The organism is Spirulina major PCC 6313, from assembly GCF_001890765.1.
GTDB lineage: Bacteria > Cyanobacteriota > Cyanobacteriia > Cyanobacteriales > Spirulinaceae > Spirulina > Spirulina major.
Map to the genome: position 1 here is coordinate 1,625,480 of NZ_KV878783.1, position 18,572 is coordinate 1,644,051.

Genomic DNA, 18,572 nt, shown 5'->3' on the forward strand with positions numbered 1-18,572 from the left:
GTGAATGCTTTATTTGCCCACGATCTAAGCATAAAAACTGGGTGATCCTAAAGGGTGATTCTACGGAGTTTGCGAAGTCTTCACACAATGGGAAGACTTCTTTAGCAGAGGTTGATTAAACCCTAGCTGATCTGAATCGCCGCTTTTGTTGCGGGGAAGGGGGTCGTGGGGTGAGGGCTTTCCGGGATCTGGCTAATTTTGTCAGTCAACCAGGGTGGTGGGTGGCGGATAGGGTTGTGGTGATGGTGGGTTCATTCCTTCTCGCAGGCTCGGTGATTCTCAACCTAAGGTTCTGGGTTGGGGGGTAGGTCTTCGGGTTGGGATTGTTGCTGTTGTTCGGCGGTGCGCATGCGTTGGGCTTGGGCGGCGAGTTCGCGGAATTGTTGTTGCCAATAGTCGTTTTGGATCGTGCCTTGTTGATCCACGGTCTCTAAAATTTGCTCCCAATTTCCGGCATCGAGGTCGGTTTTGAGTTGGCGGTATTGGGCTTCGAGGTCGCGCCATTGTTCGAGACTGGCTTGGGCATCTTGGTAGAGGGGGCTGCTGGTGGCCATGTCTTGGACTTGTTCGAGGGCGGCATCAAAGTTGCCATCTTCGAGGCTGCGCAGGGCGAGATCGAGTAAGAGGCGATCGCTCACCGCCAAGGGTGAAGCTGTGGGCGATGGCTCAGGCGTTGAGGGAGTGGGTGTCGCCTTCAGATCAGCCCCACCATCGCAGCGGAGATAGTCGCCATGCACCCAGCCTTTAGGGTCTTTGATTTCGCGCCAAGCACCGTCGGTTTTGCCGGTTAAGACGACTTCGGTGTTGAGGCCAATGCCGGCGAGGACTTCGCTTTCGGTGGTGGGCGATTCTCGCACGCGCAGGGCTGAGGTGGAACGCACGTTAATCACGGCGCATCGCTCCGCATCGCCATCCATCCAATCCCCCACATTACTAAACAAACTGGGCACTGTTTTAGGGAGCGATCGCAAGCCCACCACGGCCCCAACCCCCATGGACACCAACACAAAGGCCCCAATCAATGCACCGCGTCCCCAGCCACCCTGCTGAGGCATGACGGTCACGGGTGAGGGAGCCGGGGCCACAGTCGCAGGGGGTAGGGTGGGATGCACCGGAGCCACGGCATAGGTGGCGGCGACGGAGAGGGGCGAGGGCTGCGGTGTGAGGGGGGCGGGAGTTGCCACGGCCGGGGGTGGGGAGAAGGACGGCGCAACGACGGGAACGGGGGTGACTGGGGGCAATACGGCGAGAACTTCCGCTGCGGTTTGGTAGCGATCGCGCCAATAATACTTTGTCATTTTCGTCAGGATTGCCGCCAGTTCCCCACTGCAATGGTGCTGATTCCAGGCGATTTCGTTGGTGTCGTGATCGTAGGTGAAGTGGATCGGGGCAACACCTGCGATCGCCTGGATCGCAATCACCCCCAGCCCATAGATATCGCTGCAAAAATAGGGGCGGCCCTGGGCTTGCTCGCTGGCCATGTAGCCCGGTGTGCCGATGGCGATGGTTTGGGCAGCTAGTTGACTGGGGAAAAACGTACTTTGGAGTTGAATCTGTTTCACCGCGCCAAAATCCACCAAGACGAGGCGGCGATCGCTGCGTTGGCGCAAAATATTATCCGGCTTAATATCCCGATGGACGACCCCTTGGCTGTGGACAAACTCCAACACCGTCAAGCCATCCCGCAGCAAATGCCACACGTCCGCTTCCGGCCAAGGTTGCCCCTCGCTCAACTCCCCCGTAATCGGCAGCCCATCAACATAGTCCTGCACCAGGTAAAATTCCTGGCCCTCTTCAAAATAGGCCAGCAGGCGCGGAATCTGGTCATGGTTGCCCAACTGTTCGAGGGTTTCCGCTTCCCGCTGGAAGAGGCGGCGGGCGGTGGGGAGCACTTGGGGGTCACTGGTGGCGGGGCGGAGGTGTTTGACGACGCAGAGGGGTTGCCCCGGACGACGGAGATCGTGGGCTAGGTAGGTTTGGCCGAAGCCTCCTGCACCGAGCGCTTGCTTGACTTGATAGCGACCATCCAAAACTTGACCCAGCATGACCTTCATCACCACATAAACCTTTCCCTATGGTAGCCCCGCCCTGGATCGGGTTGAAAGGCGATCGCCCCCGCACCTAATTGGCACAAGCTCGGCTCCCTAGGGCACAATCCCATTGGGGAGGGTGAGAATATGGCGGGCAATTTCCCCCGGATAGGTGATCCAGAGATCTTCGGAACGGGCGGCGCGTTCGGCGATGTGGTTGAGGGCGCGGCGGAGATGGCGGAGGCGGAAGGGCTGGCCGACAATGTAGGGGTGCAGCGCGATCCCCATCACGAGGGGTTGATGTTGAGCTTGGCCCTGCATTTCGGCAAATTGATCGACGATCATGTCGGCGAAGTCTGTGGCGCTGGTGTTGCGGACGGCGATCGCTGGAATATCATTCACTTCCTGGGGGTAGGGAATCGACAAAATCCGCCCCGCTCGCGTTTGAAACCAGATCGGCTGATCATCGCAACACCAATCCAGCATATAGGTGTAACCGGCTTCCTGGAGCAAGTCCGGGGTGATGCGGCTCTGGGCGATCCACGGCCCCAGCCAGCCGCGCGGCCGTGCGCCTTCGTGTTGCGTGATTGTGTTGGTGGTTTCGATAATTAGGCGCTGTTCCCCGTCCTCGTTGAGGGTGCTTTGGCGTTCGGAGTTGGTGCGACCGTGGGCGACAATTTCATCGCCGCGATCGCGAAACGCCCGCATCACCGCCGGGCAATAGTCATACAATTCCGAATTCACCAACACCGCCACAGGTAGGGACAACTCCTCAAACAGTTCCAACAACCGCCACACCCCGACCCGGTTGCCGTAATCCCGCCAGGCATAATTCAGCACATCCGGCTCTGGCCCGCCCGGCGCGAGGCTTGCCCCTAACCCTTCCCCAAAGGCAAAATGCTCCAAGTTAAGGGCGATATAAACCGCTAATTTGCGCTGTTTGGGCCAGGTATAGTGGGGGCGATCGTGAATGGATGAATAGGAATAACGATGATGGCTCGGTAGCATTGCCCCGTGATGATGTGATGATGGAACGAAATTATTTGAGTTTTTGTTTAATGAATTGCACGAGCTGGCTCATTTGTTTTTTGAGCGTGGCAATTTCTTTATCCATTTGAGCCACTTTTTTCTGAAGGGCTTGCACATCGGCAGATCCTCCCCCGGCAGCAGGAGCGGGGGCGGCAGCAGCCGGAGCCGGGGCAGGAGTTCCCATTGCTTTTTTCTTGGCGGTGGCTTTTTGCATTGCCTCCTTGAGGGCCTTGACCAATTGAGTTTTTTCAAATGGTTTTTCCACAAAGGCAAAAAACTCAAAGGGTTCTGGCAGTTTTTCGGTGACTTCTTCTTTGCGTCCCGACATCAACATCAATGGAATGGTCGCCAGGTGTGGATCTTTCTGGATTTCCTGATAGACTTCCCAACCACTCTTTTTCGGCAGCAAGAAATCCAACATAATCAATGTTGGTGATTCTGCTCGGAGTAATTTCAGCCCTTCGACCCCATCTTTGGCTTCGATCACTTCGACATTACCGACCGGCAGCATATCTTTTACCATGCGTCGGATCACCCGACTGTCATCAATTACAAGAATTTTCTGACTAGCCACAACTGACTCCTTCTGAGGGGGCGAATTCAAGAACTGATACTACATTAGTCTAGGTTTCCCACAAAGGGCAATTTTATGTGATGAACGAGAAAAGCTCTGGGTTTCTTGGCCAGATTTGGGGTTGGGGTGGGGTGAAGTAACCGGAAGATCCTGTGCTAGTGGACTGTCTAGCCTCAGATGGCAAGTAACTGGAAGACTGAGCGAAGTCGAAGTCTGGTGCTCCGGGGTTCGACTCCGCTCACCCCTCTGGATAACAACTCACCTTTTTAAGCTAGATAAGACACTAGTGGACTGACACGTCTTCCTTGGTGATCGTTTGTAATCCATGAAACCCTTGCCCGGTGGGCAGTGCCCACCCTACACGAGATTTCTCTATCGAGGGCTGAGGGTCGTTGTTCGCGTCGCGTTGACTGAGGAGATAGCCCGGCTGCTTACCCTATCCCTAACGGGAGGCTTATCCTGCGACAAGATCAGGGTGCGCTGGACGGATTCCGGTTTGCCTTGTTTTGTGTTTATTGAGGTGCTTGATTGGGAGGTGGCGCGATCGCACCCCCATTTTCCCGCCCACGGCCCTACAGAACCCGTTAAAATGCAAGCGACCCTAATCCTGCCCTATTTCTCGCAACGCCTGTGGTACAGCATCGCCCTGAACTTGTGTCCCTCCCTGCTTGGCTCCGCCGCCCGATTGGTAAGGCCAGTGAACTTTCGACCGTGCAGCGCATCATTAAGCAGCGCAATATTCACACCATTTGCGAGGAGGGTCGCTGTCCAAATCGGGGGGAATGCTACGCCCAACAGACGGCGACGTTTTTATTGATGGGGCCGGTCTGTACGCGCAGTTGTGCCTTTTGTCAGGTGGATAAAGGCCATGCGCCGCTGCCCCTTGACCCCCAGGAACCGGCGAAGGTGGCCGAAGCGGTGCAGCACCTCAAGCTGCGCTATGTGGTGTTGACGGCGGTGGCGCGGGATGATTTGCCGGATGGGGGGGCGGGGGTGTTCGTGGCGACGATCGCTGCGATTCGGGCCGCGAATCCACAGACGCAAATTGAGGTGTTGACTCCGGATTTTTGGAGTGGACAGGGCTATGAACAGGCGCAGCGCGATCGCATCGCTCAAGTGGTGGCGACGCAACCGGCCTGTTACAACCACAATTTAGAGACGGTGGCGCGGTTGCAGGGGCCCGTACGACGGGGGGCGAAGTATGGGCGATCGCTCGCCGTCCTCAAGACCGTGAAGGAACTTGACCCAGCGATCGCCACTAAATCCGGGTTGATGTTGGGTTTGGGGGAAACGGAGGCGGAGATTGGGCAAGCCTTGGCAGACTTGCGGGCGGTGGGGTGCGATCGCCTCACCTTGGGGCAATATTTGCGGCCCTCGTTGGCGCATTTGCCTGTGGTGAAATATTGGACACCGGCTGAATTTGACGCATGGGGGGAGCGGGCGCGATCGCTGGGCTTTAGCCATGTGCGATCGGGGCCGTTGGTGCGCAGTTCCTACCATGCGGGGGAAGCGGGCTAGGTGAGGGCCTCGGTTCACCCAAAGCCAGGGAGATTCGGGAATTCGGCCCAGTAAAATCCGCACAATGGGCGGGAGCATCCTAAACAGAATTGATTACACTGAAGGGTTAGATGACCTTTGAGGCGAAAGAGAATGAAACCCACGAGATTTTTTGTCACAATCTTAGCGTTGGGTGTGTTGGGAAGCAGTGGTGTTGCCCTTGCTCAGGACACCGACTATGAAGTATTGGCGGAACAATGTCGCACCGTTCCAGGGGAAGAGGGACTCGCAGCCTGTGACCAAGCGATCGCCCTGGAGGATGGTGATCCGGCGCTCTGGCTGAATCGAGGCGTGAAATATGACCGCGACCTGAACCAACGCAACGAGGCGATCGCCTCCTACCTCAGTGCCATCGAGCGTGATCCGGATAATGACTATTCCCTCGCCTGGTACAACACCTGCGCCGTCCTCCTCAAATTTGCCAATATTCCCAACAGTATTGACCCGGATGTCTTAGTCCCCATTTTGATCGATTTGGAGGTGATCGAGGCTGAAACGGAAAACCCAGGCCCCCTCGCCACGAGTAGCAGCACCCTTTACGAAGCTGTGGTGGAAAGTTGCGATCGCGCCCTGACGGGGGATGAAAACTGGGGCACTGCCACACCGGCTCGGGCCTGGAATAACTTGGGGTATGCCCAGGATGAATTGGGCGATTACGAGGCGGCCTTAGCGGCCTATGATAATGCGATCGCAGACGATCCATCCCATGTCGGCGCGTTCAACAACAAAGGCATCACCCTCGAAAACCTCGATCGCCACGCCGATGCCCTCGCTGCCTACGAAGCCGCCCTCGACCTCGACCCCAACTATGACCTCGCCCGCCGCAATCGGGCCCGACTCCTACAACAACACCCTGAATTACAACTTGAAACCCCTGATGCTCAGGCCGAAACCTCCCCCGCTGAATAAGCCCCCTGCCGCCACTGGCCGCCACTGCTCCGCTCGGTGAGAACCAACGGGAATTGTGGCGTGGACGTTCAGAAAGCGTGTTAAAATTTATCTCAATTCTTAAATAAGCTGTATTGGAAGGGATTTATCAATGATTGCAGCCTCGCTATTGGCAGAATTGCCCGAAGCCTATCAAATTTTCGATCCCCTAGTGGATGTCCTCCCGGTTATTCCGTTGCTCTTTTTGGCTCTTGCCTTTGTGTGGCAAGCGTCCGTTGGCTTCAAATAAACAGGGACGACCTCAACTACTTAGGGTCACAGTTCAAAGTGGTCACGTTTAACAGTTTGGGTTTTAAACATAACACCAGGTTAAAACTGAAAAAATAGCGCCCCCCATGGGTGTTATTTTTTTGCCTGTTCTATTACCGATAATTACTCTTATCGGAATTAGGAAAAGCACGTATTTTCATGGGTTTGAGGGATGATATAGCGATCCCAAGTCAATCGGAGATCTTGTCTCCTCATCCACAAGGGGCTTAAGCCCCTTGCCTATTCATGAATCAAATAGGATTGATTGCTATCGGTCACATTCCCATCACCCTCTATATCAATGGAGCACCGCTTACGACGATCGCACCGCTGGGAGTGCGTTGGCGTGCTCACGTCGCCACCCATCGCGCCAATAGGCTAAACCGCTATAAAGCTGAAACGCCTGATCCCATAAGCTAGGGCGACGACGCTCTAGATCAATCCGCGACGGCAGCCGGTTCAAGGTTTCACGAAAATCGATCGCACTGTCGGCAAAGGTGGCAAAGTCCGACCAGAGGACACCGCTAGGCAATTGGTGAGTGAGAAAGTCCATCAAGAGTTCCCAGTTTTGGCTGACGGTTTCGCCGGCATTGCCTGGGGTGGGGGTGAGGGTGATGCCGTTGAGGAATTGGTAGTGATGTTCACTGAGGCGCAGAATACAGTTGCGTTGGGGGAGATGGAGGTCACAGAACCAGAGATAGTCTTGGGTTTGGGTTTTGCGGATGAGTTGATTTTTGGCATCGAAGCTGACGACGGATTCAAACAGCGGGATGCGCCCGATGACTCGCTGCGTCACTTCTGACCATTGAAAGGTGAGGGTTCCGGGTTGCCCGGCCGAGTTGAGGCAGCGCACCGTGGGCCCGTTGTCCCCCGTGCCGAAATATTTAACGGTGAACACATTGAGGTCATTAATGGCAGAAAGGGCGATCGCAAAACAGGGAATCTGAGCCGCATTGAGGGTGGTGGCGTAGTAATTTAATTCTCCCAAGGGCCCGGTGCGATAAAAACGCCAACCCCGACTGGGAAGCTGGAGCCGCGCACTGTAAAGATCCAGTTTCATCACGGTGCTGAAGGTTTTGGCCGCTGCTTTTTTCTGCTCCGCTGGCATGGGTTCAAGAATGAAGACCCCAAGATCATCCCCGCCCGGTGTGGCCAGGGCGGCAGCGATCGCATCCTGACGCGAACGAGCGGCGATCGTTTCAATCCGAGCAATCCCCTGACGGATATAGCGGATCAATTTTGGATTCGTCGTTTGCGGCAACAGTTGTAAATAGAGACGCTCCGCCTCATTCCGTTGCCCCATGCCTTCCTGCACCCGTCCCACATAAAACCGCACCCAAGGGTTTTGGCGATCGGTCTTCAGCAAGGGCTTTAATAATTGGGCAGCCCGTCGATAGTCTTCCTGCTGAATCGCCTCGGCAATTTCGTCTAGCATGGCCCTCGCTCCACATCCATATCAACCCGATTCTGTCTTATTCTTGAGCAACTCTGCACTCCATCTCCCTCGCCATGGCAGTCAAGACGGCACGACACAAGCCTAATTCCAGCACATCTGGGTCTGTTGTCTCTCCCTGTTTTAACAACTCTGTGTTACCAACGGTGGAACTGTTCACAAGCTGTTTACGAAATGTTCACAGGATTTTCACAAGTGTTACCTATGCTATGAAGTGTTAACCTTTTCGCCAGCACCCGTCCAACCCCCCCCAACATTCCCATGACTCAACAGCCCCTTCCCCTCAACACACAAGCTAGCTTCTCCGCAGAAGTGGCTCATGCTGGGTGCGAGCAAAAACAAGGGCTGACCGCTCAACTGCTGCAATACCGCGAACAAAAGTTCACCGGGCGTTTGTCGCTCACCTTGGGCAATGGTGTTGCGTGGCACTTCTACCTCCACTTAGGTCGCCTCGTCTGGATTGGAGGGGGTGAATCTCCGACGCGGCAATGGCGGCGATCGCTCCTCCTCAGCGCCCCCCACCTCACCGCCGCTGACCTCCGAATTCCCAGCAACAGCAGGATTGAAAGTATGGAGTATCACATCCTCGTGATGCTCACCCTCCGCCAAAAAATCGACAGCGACCAAGCCACCGCGATCGTTACCGAAATCACCCACACCGCCTGCTTCGACATGGTGCAAGCGATCGCCCTCCACTCCCTCCAGCACGAAAGCCCCAACTTCACCCTCACCCCCTACCCCAGCATCCGCCCCTCCAGCACCGGCATGCTCCCCCAAGCCGCCATCCTCGACATTGCAACCATCCTTCAGCAAAGCCAAGCCCAATGGCAGCAATGGGTCGCCATCGGCCTCACCCACTATTCCCCGAACCTCGCCCCCCGCATCGTAGACGCAGCACTCCTCGAACAGCAAACCAGCCTCGGCATCTACCAACAACTCACCCGCTTAATCAACGGCCAACGCAGCCTCCGCGACATTGCCGCCCTCAAACACCAGTCCGTCCTCACCATCACCCGTACCCTCGTCCCCTTCATCGACGGTCATCTCCTCACCCTCGCACCCCCCAAGCCCCCCACGCAACCCCTCACCCCGCCGCCTGCCCACCCCCACCCCACCCAACCCCAAAATCAACCCCTAATCGCCTGCATCGACGATGATCCCCGCGTCCAAGCCCGCCTCAACAAAATCCTCACCGCTGCTGGTTATCGTGTCTTGAGCATCACCAACCCGATTGAGGCTCTGCCCCTGCTCCTCCAAACCAAGCCCGATGCTGTTCTGTTGGACTTGATTATGCCCGTTGCGAATGGCTACGAAATCTGCGCTCAAATCCGGCGCGTCCAAGATTTCGCGGCCCTACCCGTGATCATGTTGACCGGCAATGATGGCGTGGTGGATCGGATGCGGGCCAAAATGGTGGGCGCATCGGGTTTCCTCACTAAGTCCACCAGCGTTGCGAAAATCACCGCCGCTCTCCAAACGCACTGTGGTGCGATCGCACCTTAACCGCGCCTCGGTTTGAGCATGCCCCCGCCGCCAGGTTTCCCCGTCGCTCCGGGTCTATGGCGGTGGTTGAAACCGTTAGGACAGGCAAGGGGCTGAGGAGCGTTAACTATTCTTTAACCCCTAGCACCTCCTACAGCGTTCTATCTGTACCAAACCTCTCCCGGCATCCCCATTAGGGTCGCTAGGAGAGGATGTTAAAAACTGATGAACTGGCCCGATTAACCGAGGTCGCGATCGGTCACAGCCCCTAAATGGCTCGACGAAACGAGCTTGGCATATTTCGCCAACACGCCACGGGTATAGCGGGGGGCGGGGGGTTGCCATTGGGCGCGACGTTCCGCCAGTTCCTGATCAGAAATATTCAGTTGCAAGAGGCGTGCATGGGCATCGATGGTGATCGAATCCCCTTCTTGGACGAGACCGATCGCACCCCCCACCGCTGCTTCGGGGGCCACATGACCCACCACCATGCCGTAAGTGCCGCCGGAAAAGCGCCCATCGGTAATCAACCCGACGGAATCCCCTAAACCTGCGCCGATAATCGCGGAGGTGGGGGCGAGCATTTCCCGCATGCCAGGGCCGCCTTTGGGGCCTTCGTAGCGGACGATAATCACATCCCCGGCTTGGATTTTCCCGGCTAGGATCGCATCGAGGCATTCTTCTTCGGAGTTGAAGACGCGGGCGGGGCCAGTGATTTGGGGGTTTTTAACGCCGCTAATTTTCGCCACTGCGCCATCGGTGGCTAGGTTGCCCTTGAGGATGGCGAGGTGGCCGCTGCGGTACATGGGATTGTCCCAGGGGCGGATCACGTCTTGATCCGGGGAGGGTTCGTCGGGGATGTCGGCGAGGACTTCGGCGACGGTTTGACCGGAAATGGTGAGGGCATCGCCGTGGAGCATGCTGTGGTTGAGGAGCATTTTCATCACTTGGGGGATGCCGCCGGCGGTGTGGAGGTTGGTGGCGACGTAGCGGCCGCTGGGCTTGAGGTCGCAGATCACGGGGACGCGGGCGCGGATTTCTTCAAAGTCATCCAAGGTGAGGTCAACGCCGACGGTGTGGGCGATCGCTAACAAATGCAGCACCGAATTAGTCGAACCCCCCACAGCCATGATCACCGCGATCGCATTTTCAAAGGCCTTGCGGGTGAGAATCTGACTCGGCAGAATTTGATTGCGCACCGCATTCACCAACACCGCCGCCGATTGCGCCGTACTTTCGGCTTTTTCCGCATCCTCTGCCGCCATTGTCGAAGAATAGGGCAAACTCATCCCCATCGCCTCAAAGGCCGAAGACATCGTATTCGCCGTATACATTCCCCCGCAGGAACCCGCCCCCGGACAGGCGTTGCGCTCAATATTCATCAGGGTGTCTTCGTCAATTTTTCCGGCACTATATTGCCCCACCGCCTCGAAGGAACTAACCACGGTAAGATCCTGCCCATCGTAGTGACCGGGCTTAATCGTGCCGCCATAGACAAAAATCGCCGGAATATTCAGCCGCGCCATGGCGATCATCGCTCCCGGCATATTCTTATCACAGCCGCCGATCGCCAACACGCCATCCAAGCTCTGACCATTACACACCGTCTCGATGGAATCGGCGATCACATCCCGCGACACGAGGGAATATTTCATCCCTTCGGTTCCCATGGAAATCCCATCGGAGATCGTGATCGTCCCGAAAATTTGGGGCATGGCTCCGGCGGTTTTTAAGGCCGCTTCTGCCGTATTGGCCAAGTCGCCGATGCCCATATTACAGGGGGTAATCGTGCTGAATCCGTTGGCGACCCCAATGATCGGCTTGGTGAAATCATCATCCCCAAAGCCCACAGCGCGGAGCATGGCACGGTTGGGCGATCGCTGCACGCCCTGGGTCACAACTTGGCTTCTCCGGTTCTCAGACATAACGCTACACTCTCAAACTCAATTCTGTACTTTTGGTCTAGTTCTCACTGTGACATGAAGGGGGAACCGTCCCGCCACACCCTCATTGAGACTTAAGATTTTCCCCAGGGTTGACTACCTTTGCTTTATTTGCATAAAGCGATACCCGATCACCTGATATAACCATAGAGTCGTTTTTGGTCAATAGAGCATGATGCGTGTTTGTAGTTACTTGGGTGTCGTGATTGCTGTTGTGGGTTTAAGTGACGGTGCGATCGCCCAGATTCAACCCGACAACACCTTAGCAACAGAAGGCTCTATTCTCAACGGTAACGTAATCGAAGGAGGCGCGTTCTGAGGGACGAATCTACTCCATAGCTTCCAAGAATTCAACATCAACACCGCTCAACGCATCGACTTCGCCAACCCCAACCGCATCACAGACATCTTCAGCCGAGTCACCGGCCCAAACCCCTCCCTATTGCCCAATGTATTTAGGGGCAGCGCGGGAGACAATTCAGTGAAACATCGCAGGCTAGATGTTGTGGTGATCATTTACATCAAATTAACGCTAGCTTCCACGCTAACACTGATTTAAATATTTCTGATAACACCCCCCTGATACAAACAATAAAGGGTCTTCACGGTTTAAGGTCATAAAAAAAGCTAATGTTACGAGTTTTCAAGACTTTCAGGAGCCAGATCACCCCAATAATGTAGCAAATCATGCAGTTTTAACCACAAACCGAGAAGAGCCTAAAAGCCTTTATTTTTGCGAAAATAAAGGCTTTTAAACGGTTCAGGTGACATGAGCTTGTCAAACGCTTGATTAGCTGTTGTAACGGGCTTCGAGCCAAGTGCGTAAATCAGATTCTGAATCACCGCAGAAGCGTTTTTGAGTGCGGGGATCGTAGGCGTTGAATTGTTTAACTCCGTTGGCATTTTGACGCACCCAAATACGAGGCTCGTTGGCTTGGGTAAGGTGGTGAATCGTCCAATTGAGGGTGGTTTTAAGGTGTTGCGTGAATTTGGTGGCAAGGTAAAGAGCGATGGAGGATTTACCATAGATCTTTTCAAGTTTTTGTTGTTGGGTGGAGAGGCTGAAGTTGGTCATGGTATGAACCCCCTGTTGTGTAGTATTTTGGGTGAACAATTTCACTGTAACGACTCCCACTTTGAGGGACAACGGATAGAATAGATGTTAATTATCGAAATTATCGATGGTTCCTGTGGACATCCCCCTCAATACTGAAGAAAATGAATGGATTGTCGGTGGGACTTGGTTGACTGACAAAGGTTGATAGCCCTCACCCCCAACCCCTCTCCTAGAGGGCGAGGGGAGCCGATCCCTTTTTCCAGTTCCCTCTCCCCTAGGAAGAGGGCTAGGGTGAGGGCTTGCTGGGATCTGGCTAATTTTGTCAGTCAACCAGCGGTGGGACTCGCTTGTGAGGTTAGACCCTGCGCACGATTTCGATTCCCTCTCTGTCATCTGGGTTTGCTATGCATCCGTTTAATCCCTACAAGATCAAGATTTCGCAGTTGGTGGCGTTTGTGGCGATCGCAGACCATGGCACGTTTAGCGCGGCGGCGTTGGCTTTGGATTTATCCCAATCGACGGTGAGCCATGCGATCGCTGCCCTCGAAGCAGAATTGGGCGTGCAGTTGATCAAGCGCAGTCGCCAAGGGGCACAGCTTACCGTCGTGGGCGATCGCGTCATGAAAGAAGCCCATGCCATCTTGAGACACCTCGACAATATTTCCCAAGAAGCCAACCAAGCGCGGGGTCTACGGGGGGGACAGGTTCACATCGCCGCCTATCGCAGCATGGCCACTCACCTTTTGCCCAGCGCAATTTCGCGACTCCACGACCTCTATCCGACGATTAAAGTCAAAATCACCGAATTCGACGAGTTCTACAACATTGAAAAAGCCCTCCTCAACGGTCAAGCCGACCTCAGCGTTGCAGAATTACCCGAAGGCGATGAGTTTGAAACCTGGGAAATTCTCTGTGATGACTACCTGGCGTTGATGCCGCCGAGCTTCACCGGCCCCACACAACTCACCTGGGCTGATTTGGCCGCCTATCCGCTGATTGTGTCGTCGGTGAATACCTGTTCCCATCGCATCCATAACTGTTTGAAAACCGTTGAAACCTCCCTCAACATTGCCTATGAACTGCGGGAAGATTCGACGATTATCGGGATGGTGCTGCGTAACTTAGGGGCGGCGATTTTGCCCCGGATGGCAGCGGAACCAATTCCCAAGGGGATTAAGGTGTGTAAATTGCCCTGTGTGCTGACTCGGACGATCGGGATTGCGATGCTCAAGGATGCGCTCCATCCTCCGGCAGTCTATGCGTTTCTCGATGCGCTGCGCCAGGCGGGGATGTTTACGTGAGGGGGAAGGCGCGATCGCATCACCTGGCCGTGATGGCCCACACACCCATCGCTCGCAACTGCAAAATACCGCCCGTAGTTTAGCCCAGAGGTTGGGGCGCGATCGCGAGTAATGGCTCGATGCAAAAACCGTAACGAGCACACCCGAACCCAAAAATCGTCGGGGCACAACTCCACCGCCTGGAGGGTTCGACCCTAGGGGGCTAAGCCGTAACTAACGATGCCAAGGGGTCGGGAATGGCTGCGCTGGGTGCTTCAAATTCCCCAGTGAGGACAAATTCTAGGCGTAATTTGAGCCAGGTGATAAATTGTTTGTTTGTGGAAACGATCGCAACAGCGGGTTTGGGACATTGGGCATTGGCGGCAACGAGTTCAGGGGCTTCGAGGAAAGCCGGCTGCTTGACAAGCCAAAAGTCAATCTCTTTCTGTTGTTCCCCGTAGTGGCGGGTGCGTTCTTTGAGCACTTCTTCGAGGGGTTCTTCTTCGAGTAAAAATTTCTGACTGGCAGCCACGTAATAATAAGTCGTCATAATTAGTTACAAATTCTCCGTATTCCATTGTTGTGGGTCGTGACAGGGTTTAGGGGCGATCGTTCACAATTCTCCACGCATGGCTTTTTTCATGTCCTGCACGGCTCGCTCCATCCCAATCAGGGAGGCGCGGCTGATGATGGTGTGGCCGATGTTGAGTTCTTCCATGTGGGGAATGGAAGCCACGGGATAGACATTGCGATAGGTCAGGCCGTGACCGGCATTGATGCGGAGGCCAAGGCTGCGGGCGAGTTCTGCGCCTTGGGTGAGGATGGCCAATTCGCGATCGCTCTCCTCCTCACCCAAGGCGTTGGCATAGGTTCCGGTGTGAAGTTCGATAAACTGGGCTTGGGTTTTGGCGGCGGCGGCGATTTGATCTTGGTCGGCATCAATGAACCAACTGACGGGAATGCCCGCCGATTGGAGGCGATCGCACACCTGACAGTAGCGATCGAGGTCACCGAGTAAATTCAGCCCGCCCTCAGTGGTCACCTCTTCGCGCTTCTCCGGCACTAGGGTCGCGTAGTCCGGCTTCACCTCTAGAGCAATCTGCACCATTTCATCCGTCGCCGCCATTTCCAAATTCAAATGGGTTTGCACCGTTTCCCGCAAGAGGCGAATATCACGATCCTGGATATGGCGACGATCTTCGCGCAGATGGGCCGTAATACCATCCGCTCCGGCGAGTTCTGCTAAAAAGGCAGCGGCAACCGGCTCCGGCTCAATGGTGCGGCGAGCTTGGCGAATCGTGGCAATGTGGTCAATATTAACGCCGAGAGTTAACACAAGACAGAATTTCTAACACAATAAGTCTTGTATATTACACCGAAAAACCACGGGATTGTGAAACCACACAGACCGGCTTGTCTGACCATTGCGCACAGTGTACCGTCCGAACCGTACAACGAGCGAGCGCACCCGCTGACCTCAAAAGGCTAAGGGGTGCGATTAAGACCAGAAAATAAATTAAGCGGTTCTCACTTGTTCAGCGGATAACAGCGATCGCTCCCGATGAGGGTGATCGTTAAGCGCCGAGGTCGTGGAATTGACCGATGGCCCGGAATTTTTGATAGCGGGCTTCGCGGCGTTCAGCCGGGGTGAGACTGAGTAAGACTTCGAGGTTCTTCAGGAGGCTGGCTTTCAACCCCTGAGCCGCGCCGATGGGGTCAGAATGCGCACCACTCGACGGTTCGGGGAGGATTTCATCGAGAATGCCCAGGTTTTTGAGATCCCAGGCGGTGATTTTTAATGCTGCTGCGGCTTGGGGGGCTTTGGCGGCATCTTTCCAGAGAATGGCGGCGCAGGCTTCGGGGGTGGCGACGGTGTAAACGGCATGCTCGAACATGAGGATGCGATCGCCCACGCCAATCCCCAACGCGCCCCCCGATCCGCCTTCGCCGATCACAGTACAGAGAATCGGCACATCAAAACTAAACATTTCCCGCAGGTTATAGGCGATCGCTTCCCCCTGGCCGCGTTTTTCCGCCTCAACCCCCGCCCAAGCCCCCGGCGTATCAATAAAGGTCAAAATCGGCATCCCAAACCGATTCGCATGCTCCATCAACCGCAAGGCCTTCCGGTAGCCCCCCGGTGATGCCATGCCAAAATTACGCAGGACATTATCTTTGGTATCCCGGCCCTTTTGATGGCCGAGCATCACCACCGGCATCCCGCCCAAACGAGCCACCCCACCCACCAACGCCGGGTCATCATTGCCACTGCGATCGCCATGGAGTTCAAGCCACTCATCACACATCGCCTGAATATAGTCCAACGTCGAAGGACGACGCGGATGCCGCGCCAACTGAAGCCGCTGAGCCGGAGTCAAACTACTAAAAATTTCTTGGCGCAACTGGTCTGCTTTCGCCTCCAACTCCCGGATTTGCTCAGACACATCGACGTTATTTTCACGGGCAAGTTCACGAATCTGCTCAATCCGCGACTCTAACTCGCAGAGCGGCTTCTCAAACGTAAGCAGAAACGGACGGTTTTTAGTGGCACTCATAGGGACAGGTTAAGGGTAAAACAAACCAGTGGGGGGCTAAACAGTCAGCAGCGGCTGGAAACCATGCTTCACCGATGCCGCTCCAATTTGCTCCATTTTTTCCACCGTAATCTGATTCCGGCCCCAAGAAAAATTCGTGTGCCATTGTTCAAACTCCAGCAGCATCGCCTCGGCAAAACAGGCAAAAAATTGCCGTCCGGGCACATCCATCTCAACAATTTCCATGATTTTCCAATCAATATCCAAACTATGCTCCACAATTCCGCCCTTAAGCACAGAAACGCCCTCTTGAGCCAGCTTGGTATCAAGATTTTTCGGATAGCCCCCGTCAATCAAAAGACAAGGGTTTTTCAACGGAATCGCGCTGATATCCACACCCTGGGGCATACTCGCCACCCAAACCACAATATCCGCTAGGGGTAACGCCTCTTCTAGGCCGAGAATCTTGCCGCGCCCCAATTCCGTTTGCAGGTTGTTGAGTCGCTCTTGATTGCGGGCAATCAGCAGGAGATCTTGGACATCCGTTTTGCGATCGAGCCAGCGACAAACCGCGCTGCCAATGTCCCCCGTAGCACCGCACACCGCCACAGTTGCCTCGGAGAGCTTGATCCCCAGTGTGGCGGCATATTGTTCCACTTGGCGACAGATGATGTAGGCAGTGTGGGTGTTGCCGGTGGTGAAGCGACTAAAGTCGAGTTCGACGTTGCGCACCTGTTTATTGGCGCTCAAATTAAAATTTTCAAAAATAATCGAGGAAAATCCACCGAGGGCAGTGATGTCGAGGTGTTCTTTTTGAGCACAGGCCATCGCGTTGAGGATTTTCCGAATCGCGGTCTTGATCCGTCGTTGCGACAGCATTTCCGGCAGGAAAAAGGATTCAACGTATTTGCCTTCAATTTTTTGTCCGGTCGCACTGGTGACGGTAATGTGATCGACAACTTGAGGCGGAGCAGCACACCAAAGGTCTAGCCCTTGTTCACTCTCTTCGAGATAACCGAGTTCGTGGGCTTTGGCGTGGGCGTGTTCAAGATTGGTAAGGTGACCGATAAGACCAAACATGGGCAGGTTGTTTGAATGGGCCCGTGAGATTCAGCGAGCGATGAATTTACTTGGCATACTCCCCTGCCTCAAGGCGAGAGGATTCTAAGCTCAAACAGCGATCGCAGGCATAGCCTGTCTAACATCGCCTCACTTAACGGACAATGCCCTGCCCGTACGTAAAGAAAAAGTAAAGACTTTTAACGATAGTACCAAAAACGGGGACTGAGGATAGGGAACGGTTGGAATTTTCGCAGGATTCAGTCAGAGAAGATAAAGGCAGTGACTAGTCTTAGCGGCTAGTCACTGCCTTTATGCTGAACTTGAATGGGGGTTAGGCGGCGGTGAGTCCGTAGGAGGACATTCTCATGATTTCACGGGTGTTAAAACCAATGTTGCCGAGGGCATCACCGTAGCTCACCATAAAGTCTTCGACGAGGGCCGCTTTTTCCATCCCTAAAGTGGCGGCATCTTCCTCGACTGCGTTGAGCATTTGCCAAACGATGGGGAGGTTTTCTTTGTTGGCAGCTTCGAGGGCGGTTTTGGATGCCTCGAAATGCTCGTTGAGCCAGACTTCGCCGAAGTTGAGGTGTTTGTACTCATCTTTGACGACACCTTCGGTGATTTTGCGGGCGAATTCGTCAGCGACGGGGATGTAGATGTTGTAGGCGGCGATCGCAAAGGCTTCGATGATCAAGGATTGGATCACGAAGCAGGCGACAACATTGCCTTCCGCATGGGCGGTTTTGAAGTTGCCATGGAGGCGAGCAAAGTACTCTTTGGCAAACTCCATGTCCGGGGTCACGGTGAGATTGCGGCCACAGGATTGGAACCCTTTCATGTGGCGTTTTTCCATTTTCGCCAAGGTGGTCAACTCGTCTTTGTGATCGGGGAGTAGTTCACCCATCGCAATATAGTTGTTGTAGGCTTCTTGTTCGCCCTCAATCACGATCGCATTAATGCGGCTATATGCGTCTTTGTACGTTTCACTCGTAAAGTCTAGTTCAGGGCGGACTGCAAGTTCCTGCATCAGTGGGTTGTCTCCTAATTGATTTTACGTTCATCCCAATCCTAACGCTTGGCTAGACTGGGAACAATTGCGGCCTAAAGACTAAGGTTAAAGCAAACATCGCTCTAACGATTAGAGTTTTCTTCTAATAGGTATATGGTAACGATTTTACTTTAACAATCATATTGTTGCTTAACTGCAAATAACTTATCTAAAACAGGACTTCGACAGAAAATACTTATCATTTTAAGGGAAATCGATAGATGGTATGGCATCACACAGATTTTCGTCCGGGTTGATAGTAGGGGGGAAATACGTTAGATGTCTTGCTCAATTGCCATTTCAGACGAAAGGGATGGGCGAGAGCT

At 54.5% G+C, this 18,572-nt stretch carries 17 protein-coding genes and 1 pseudogene; 7 read left to right on the top strand and 11 right to left on the bottom strand.

All coding sequences use genetic code 11. The annotated features are described in order from the left end of the window. Positions 1-284: 284 nt before the first annotated feature. The 3 genes from SPI6313_RS06995 to SPI6313_RS07005 form a co-directional block, all read right to left on the bottom strand. Positions 285-2,045, bottom strand: a complete 1,761-nt coding sequence (locus tag SPI6313_RS06995; protein ID WP_072620350.1) for a serine/threonine protein kinase — start codon at positions 2,043-2,045, stop codon at positions 285-287. Between the two features lie 99 nt (positions 2,046-2,144). Beyond that, positions 2,145-3,038 carry a polysaccharide deacetylase family protein gene (locus tag SPI6313_RS07000; RefSeq protein ID WP_072620351.1) on the bottom strand — a complete coding sequence of 298 codons (894 nt, stop codon included), beginning with the start codon at positions 3,036-3,038 and terminating at the stop codon, positions 2,145-2,147. A 31-nt stretch (positions 3,039-3,069) separates the two neighbouring features. Continuing rightward, a complete protein-coding gene (locus SPI6313_RS07005; protein ID WP_072620352.1) occupies positions 3,070-3,633 on the bottom strand; it encodes a response regulator in 564 nt (187 codons plus the stop codon). A gap of 630 nt (positions 3,634-4,263) precedes the next feature. On the opposite strand from SPI6313_RS07005, the gene lipA reads away from it, so the two are divergent. The 3 genes from lipA to SPI6313_RS07020 all read left to right on the top strand — a co-directional run bounded on the left by lipA (position 4,264) and on the right by SPI6313_RS07020 (position 6,367). Then, positions 4,264-5,151, top strand: coding sequence for a lipoyl synthase (gene lipA, locus SPI6313_RS07010; RefSeq protein ID WP_072620353.1), 888 nt, complete (start codon positions 4,264-4,266; stop codon positions 5,149-5,151). Between the two features lie 132 nt (positions 5,152-5,283). Continuing rightward, positions 5,284-6,099, top strand: a complete 816-nt coding sequence (locus tag SPI6313_RS07015; RefSeq protein ID WP_072620354.1) for a tetratricopeptide repeat protein — start codon at positions 5,284-5,286, stop codon at positions 6,097-6,099. Positions 6,100-6,229: 130 nt separating this feature from the next. Then, a complete protein-coding gene (locus SPI6313_RS07020) occupies positions 6,230-6,367 on the top strand; it encodes a photosystem II reaction center protein K (protein WP_072620355.1) in 138 nt (45 codons plus the stop codon). A 333-nt stretch (positions 6,368-6,700) separates the two neighbouring features. Here the strand turns inward: SPI6313_RS07020 and SPI6313_RS07025 are convergent, their stop codons facing one another. After that, positions 6,701-7,822: a tetratricopeptide repeat protein gene (locus SPI6313_RS07025; protein ID WP_072620356.1), complete on the bottom strand. Its 1,122-nt coding sequence runs from the start codon at positions 7,820-7,822 to the stop codon at positions 6,701-6,703. 279 nt (positions 7,823-8,101) lie between these two features. Between SPI6313_RS07025 and SPI6313_RS07030 the strand changes: the two genes are divergently transcribed. Then, positions 8,102-9,343, top strand: coding sequence for a response regulator (locus SPI6313_RS07030; RefSeq protein WP_072620357.1), 1,242 nt, complete (start codon positions 8,102-8,104; stop codon positions 9,341-9,343). Between the two features lie 218 nt (positions 9,344-9,561). On the opposite strand, the gene ilvD is transcribed toward SPI6313_RS07030, so the two are convergent. Then, a complete protein-coding gene (gene ilvD, locus SPI6313_RS07035; RefSeq protein WP_072620358.1) occupies positions 9,562-11,247 on the bottom strand; it encodes a dihydroxy-acid dehydratase in 1,686 nt (561 codons plus the stop codon). 190 nt (positions 11,248-11,437) lie between these two features. On the opposite strand from ilvD, the gene SPI6313_RS23925 reads away from it, so the two are divergent. Then, positions 11,438-11,584 carry a hypothetical protein gene (locus SPI6313_RS23925; RefSeq protein ID WP_217650522.1) on the top strand — a complete coding sequence of 49 codons (147 nt, stop codon included), beginning with the start codon at positions 11,438-11,440 and terminating at the stop codon, positions 11,582-11,584. 12 nt (positions 11,585-11,596) lie between these two features. Then, positions 11,597-11,824: pseudogene (locus tag SPI6313_RS25040) on the top strand (two-partner secretion domain-containing protein); the annotation flags it as partial. Between the two features lie 231 nt (positions 11,825-12,055). On the opposite strand, the gene SPI6313_RS07045 reads toward SPI6313_RS25040, so the two are convergent. Further along, entirely contained in the window at positions 12,056-12,340 is a 285-nt protein-coding gene (locus SPI6313_RS07045) for a hypothetical protein (RefSeq protein WP_072620359.1), read from the bottom strand. Positions 12,341-12,726: 386 nt separating this feature from the next. On the opposite strand from SPI6313_RS07045, the gene SPI6313_RS07050 reads away from it, so the two are divergent. After that, on the top strand, positions 12,727-13,623 hold the full coding sequence (locus SPI6313_RS07050; protein WP_072620360.1) for a LysR family transcriptional regulator: 897 nt from the start codon (positions 12,727-12,729) through the stop codon (positions 13,621-13,623). Between the two features lie 202 nt (positions 13,624-13,825). Here the strand turns inward: SPI6313_RS07050 and SPI6313_RS07055 are convergent, their stop codons facing one another. From SPI6313_RS07055 to SPI6313_RS07075, 5 genes are all read right to left on the bottom strand, one after another. Beyond that, positions 13,826-14,152, bottom strand: a complete 327-nt coding sequence (locus SPI6313_RS07055) for an MgPME-cyclase complex family protein (protein ID WP_072620361.1) — start codon at positions 14,150-14,152, stop codon at positions 13,826-13,828. Positions 14,153-14,215: 63 nt separating this feature from the next. After that, positions 14,216-14,938: a pyridoxine 5'-phosphate synthase gene (locus SPI6313_RS07060; RefSeq protein WP_072620362.1), complete on the bottom strand. Its 723-nt coding sequence runs from the start codon at positions 14,936-14,938 to the stop codon at positions 14,216-14,218. Between the two features lie 238 nt (positions 14,939-15,176). After that, complete coding sequence (accA, locus tag SPI6313_RS07065; RefSeq protein ID WP_072620363.1) at positions 15,177-16,157, bottom strand: acetyl-CoA carboxylase carboxyl transferase subunit alpha; 981 nt, start codon at positions 16,155-16,157, stop codon at positions 15,177-15,179. A gap of 36 nt (positions 16,158-16,193) precedes the next feature. Then, positions 16,194-17,216, bottom strand: a complete 1,023-nt coding sequence (locus SPI6313_RS07070; RefSeq protein WP_072620364.1) for a long-chain acyl-[acyl-carrier-protein] reductase — start codon at positions 17,214-17,216, stop codon at positions 16,194-16,196. A 313-nt stretch (positions 17,217-17,529) separates the two neighbouring features. After that, positions 17,530-18,225 carry an aldehyde oxygenase (deformylating) gene (locus SPI6313_RS07075; RefSeq protein ID WP_072620365.1) on the bottom strand — a complete coding sequence of 232 codons (696 nt, stop codon included), beginning with the start codon at positions 18,223-18,225 and terminating at the stop codon, positions 17,530-17,532. Positions 18,226-18,572: the final 347 nt, after the last annotated feature.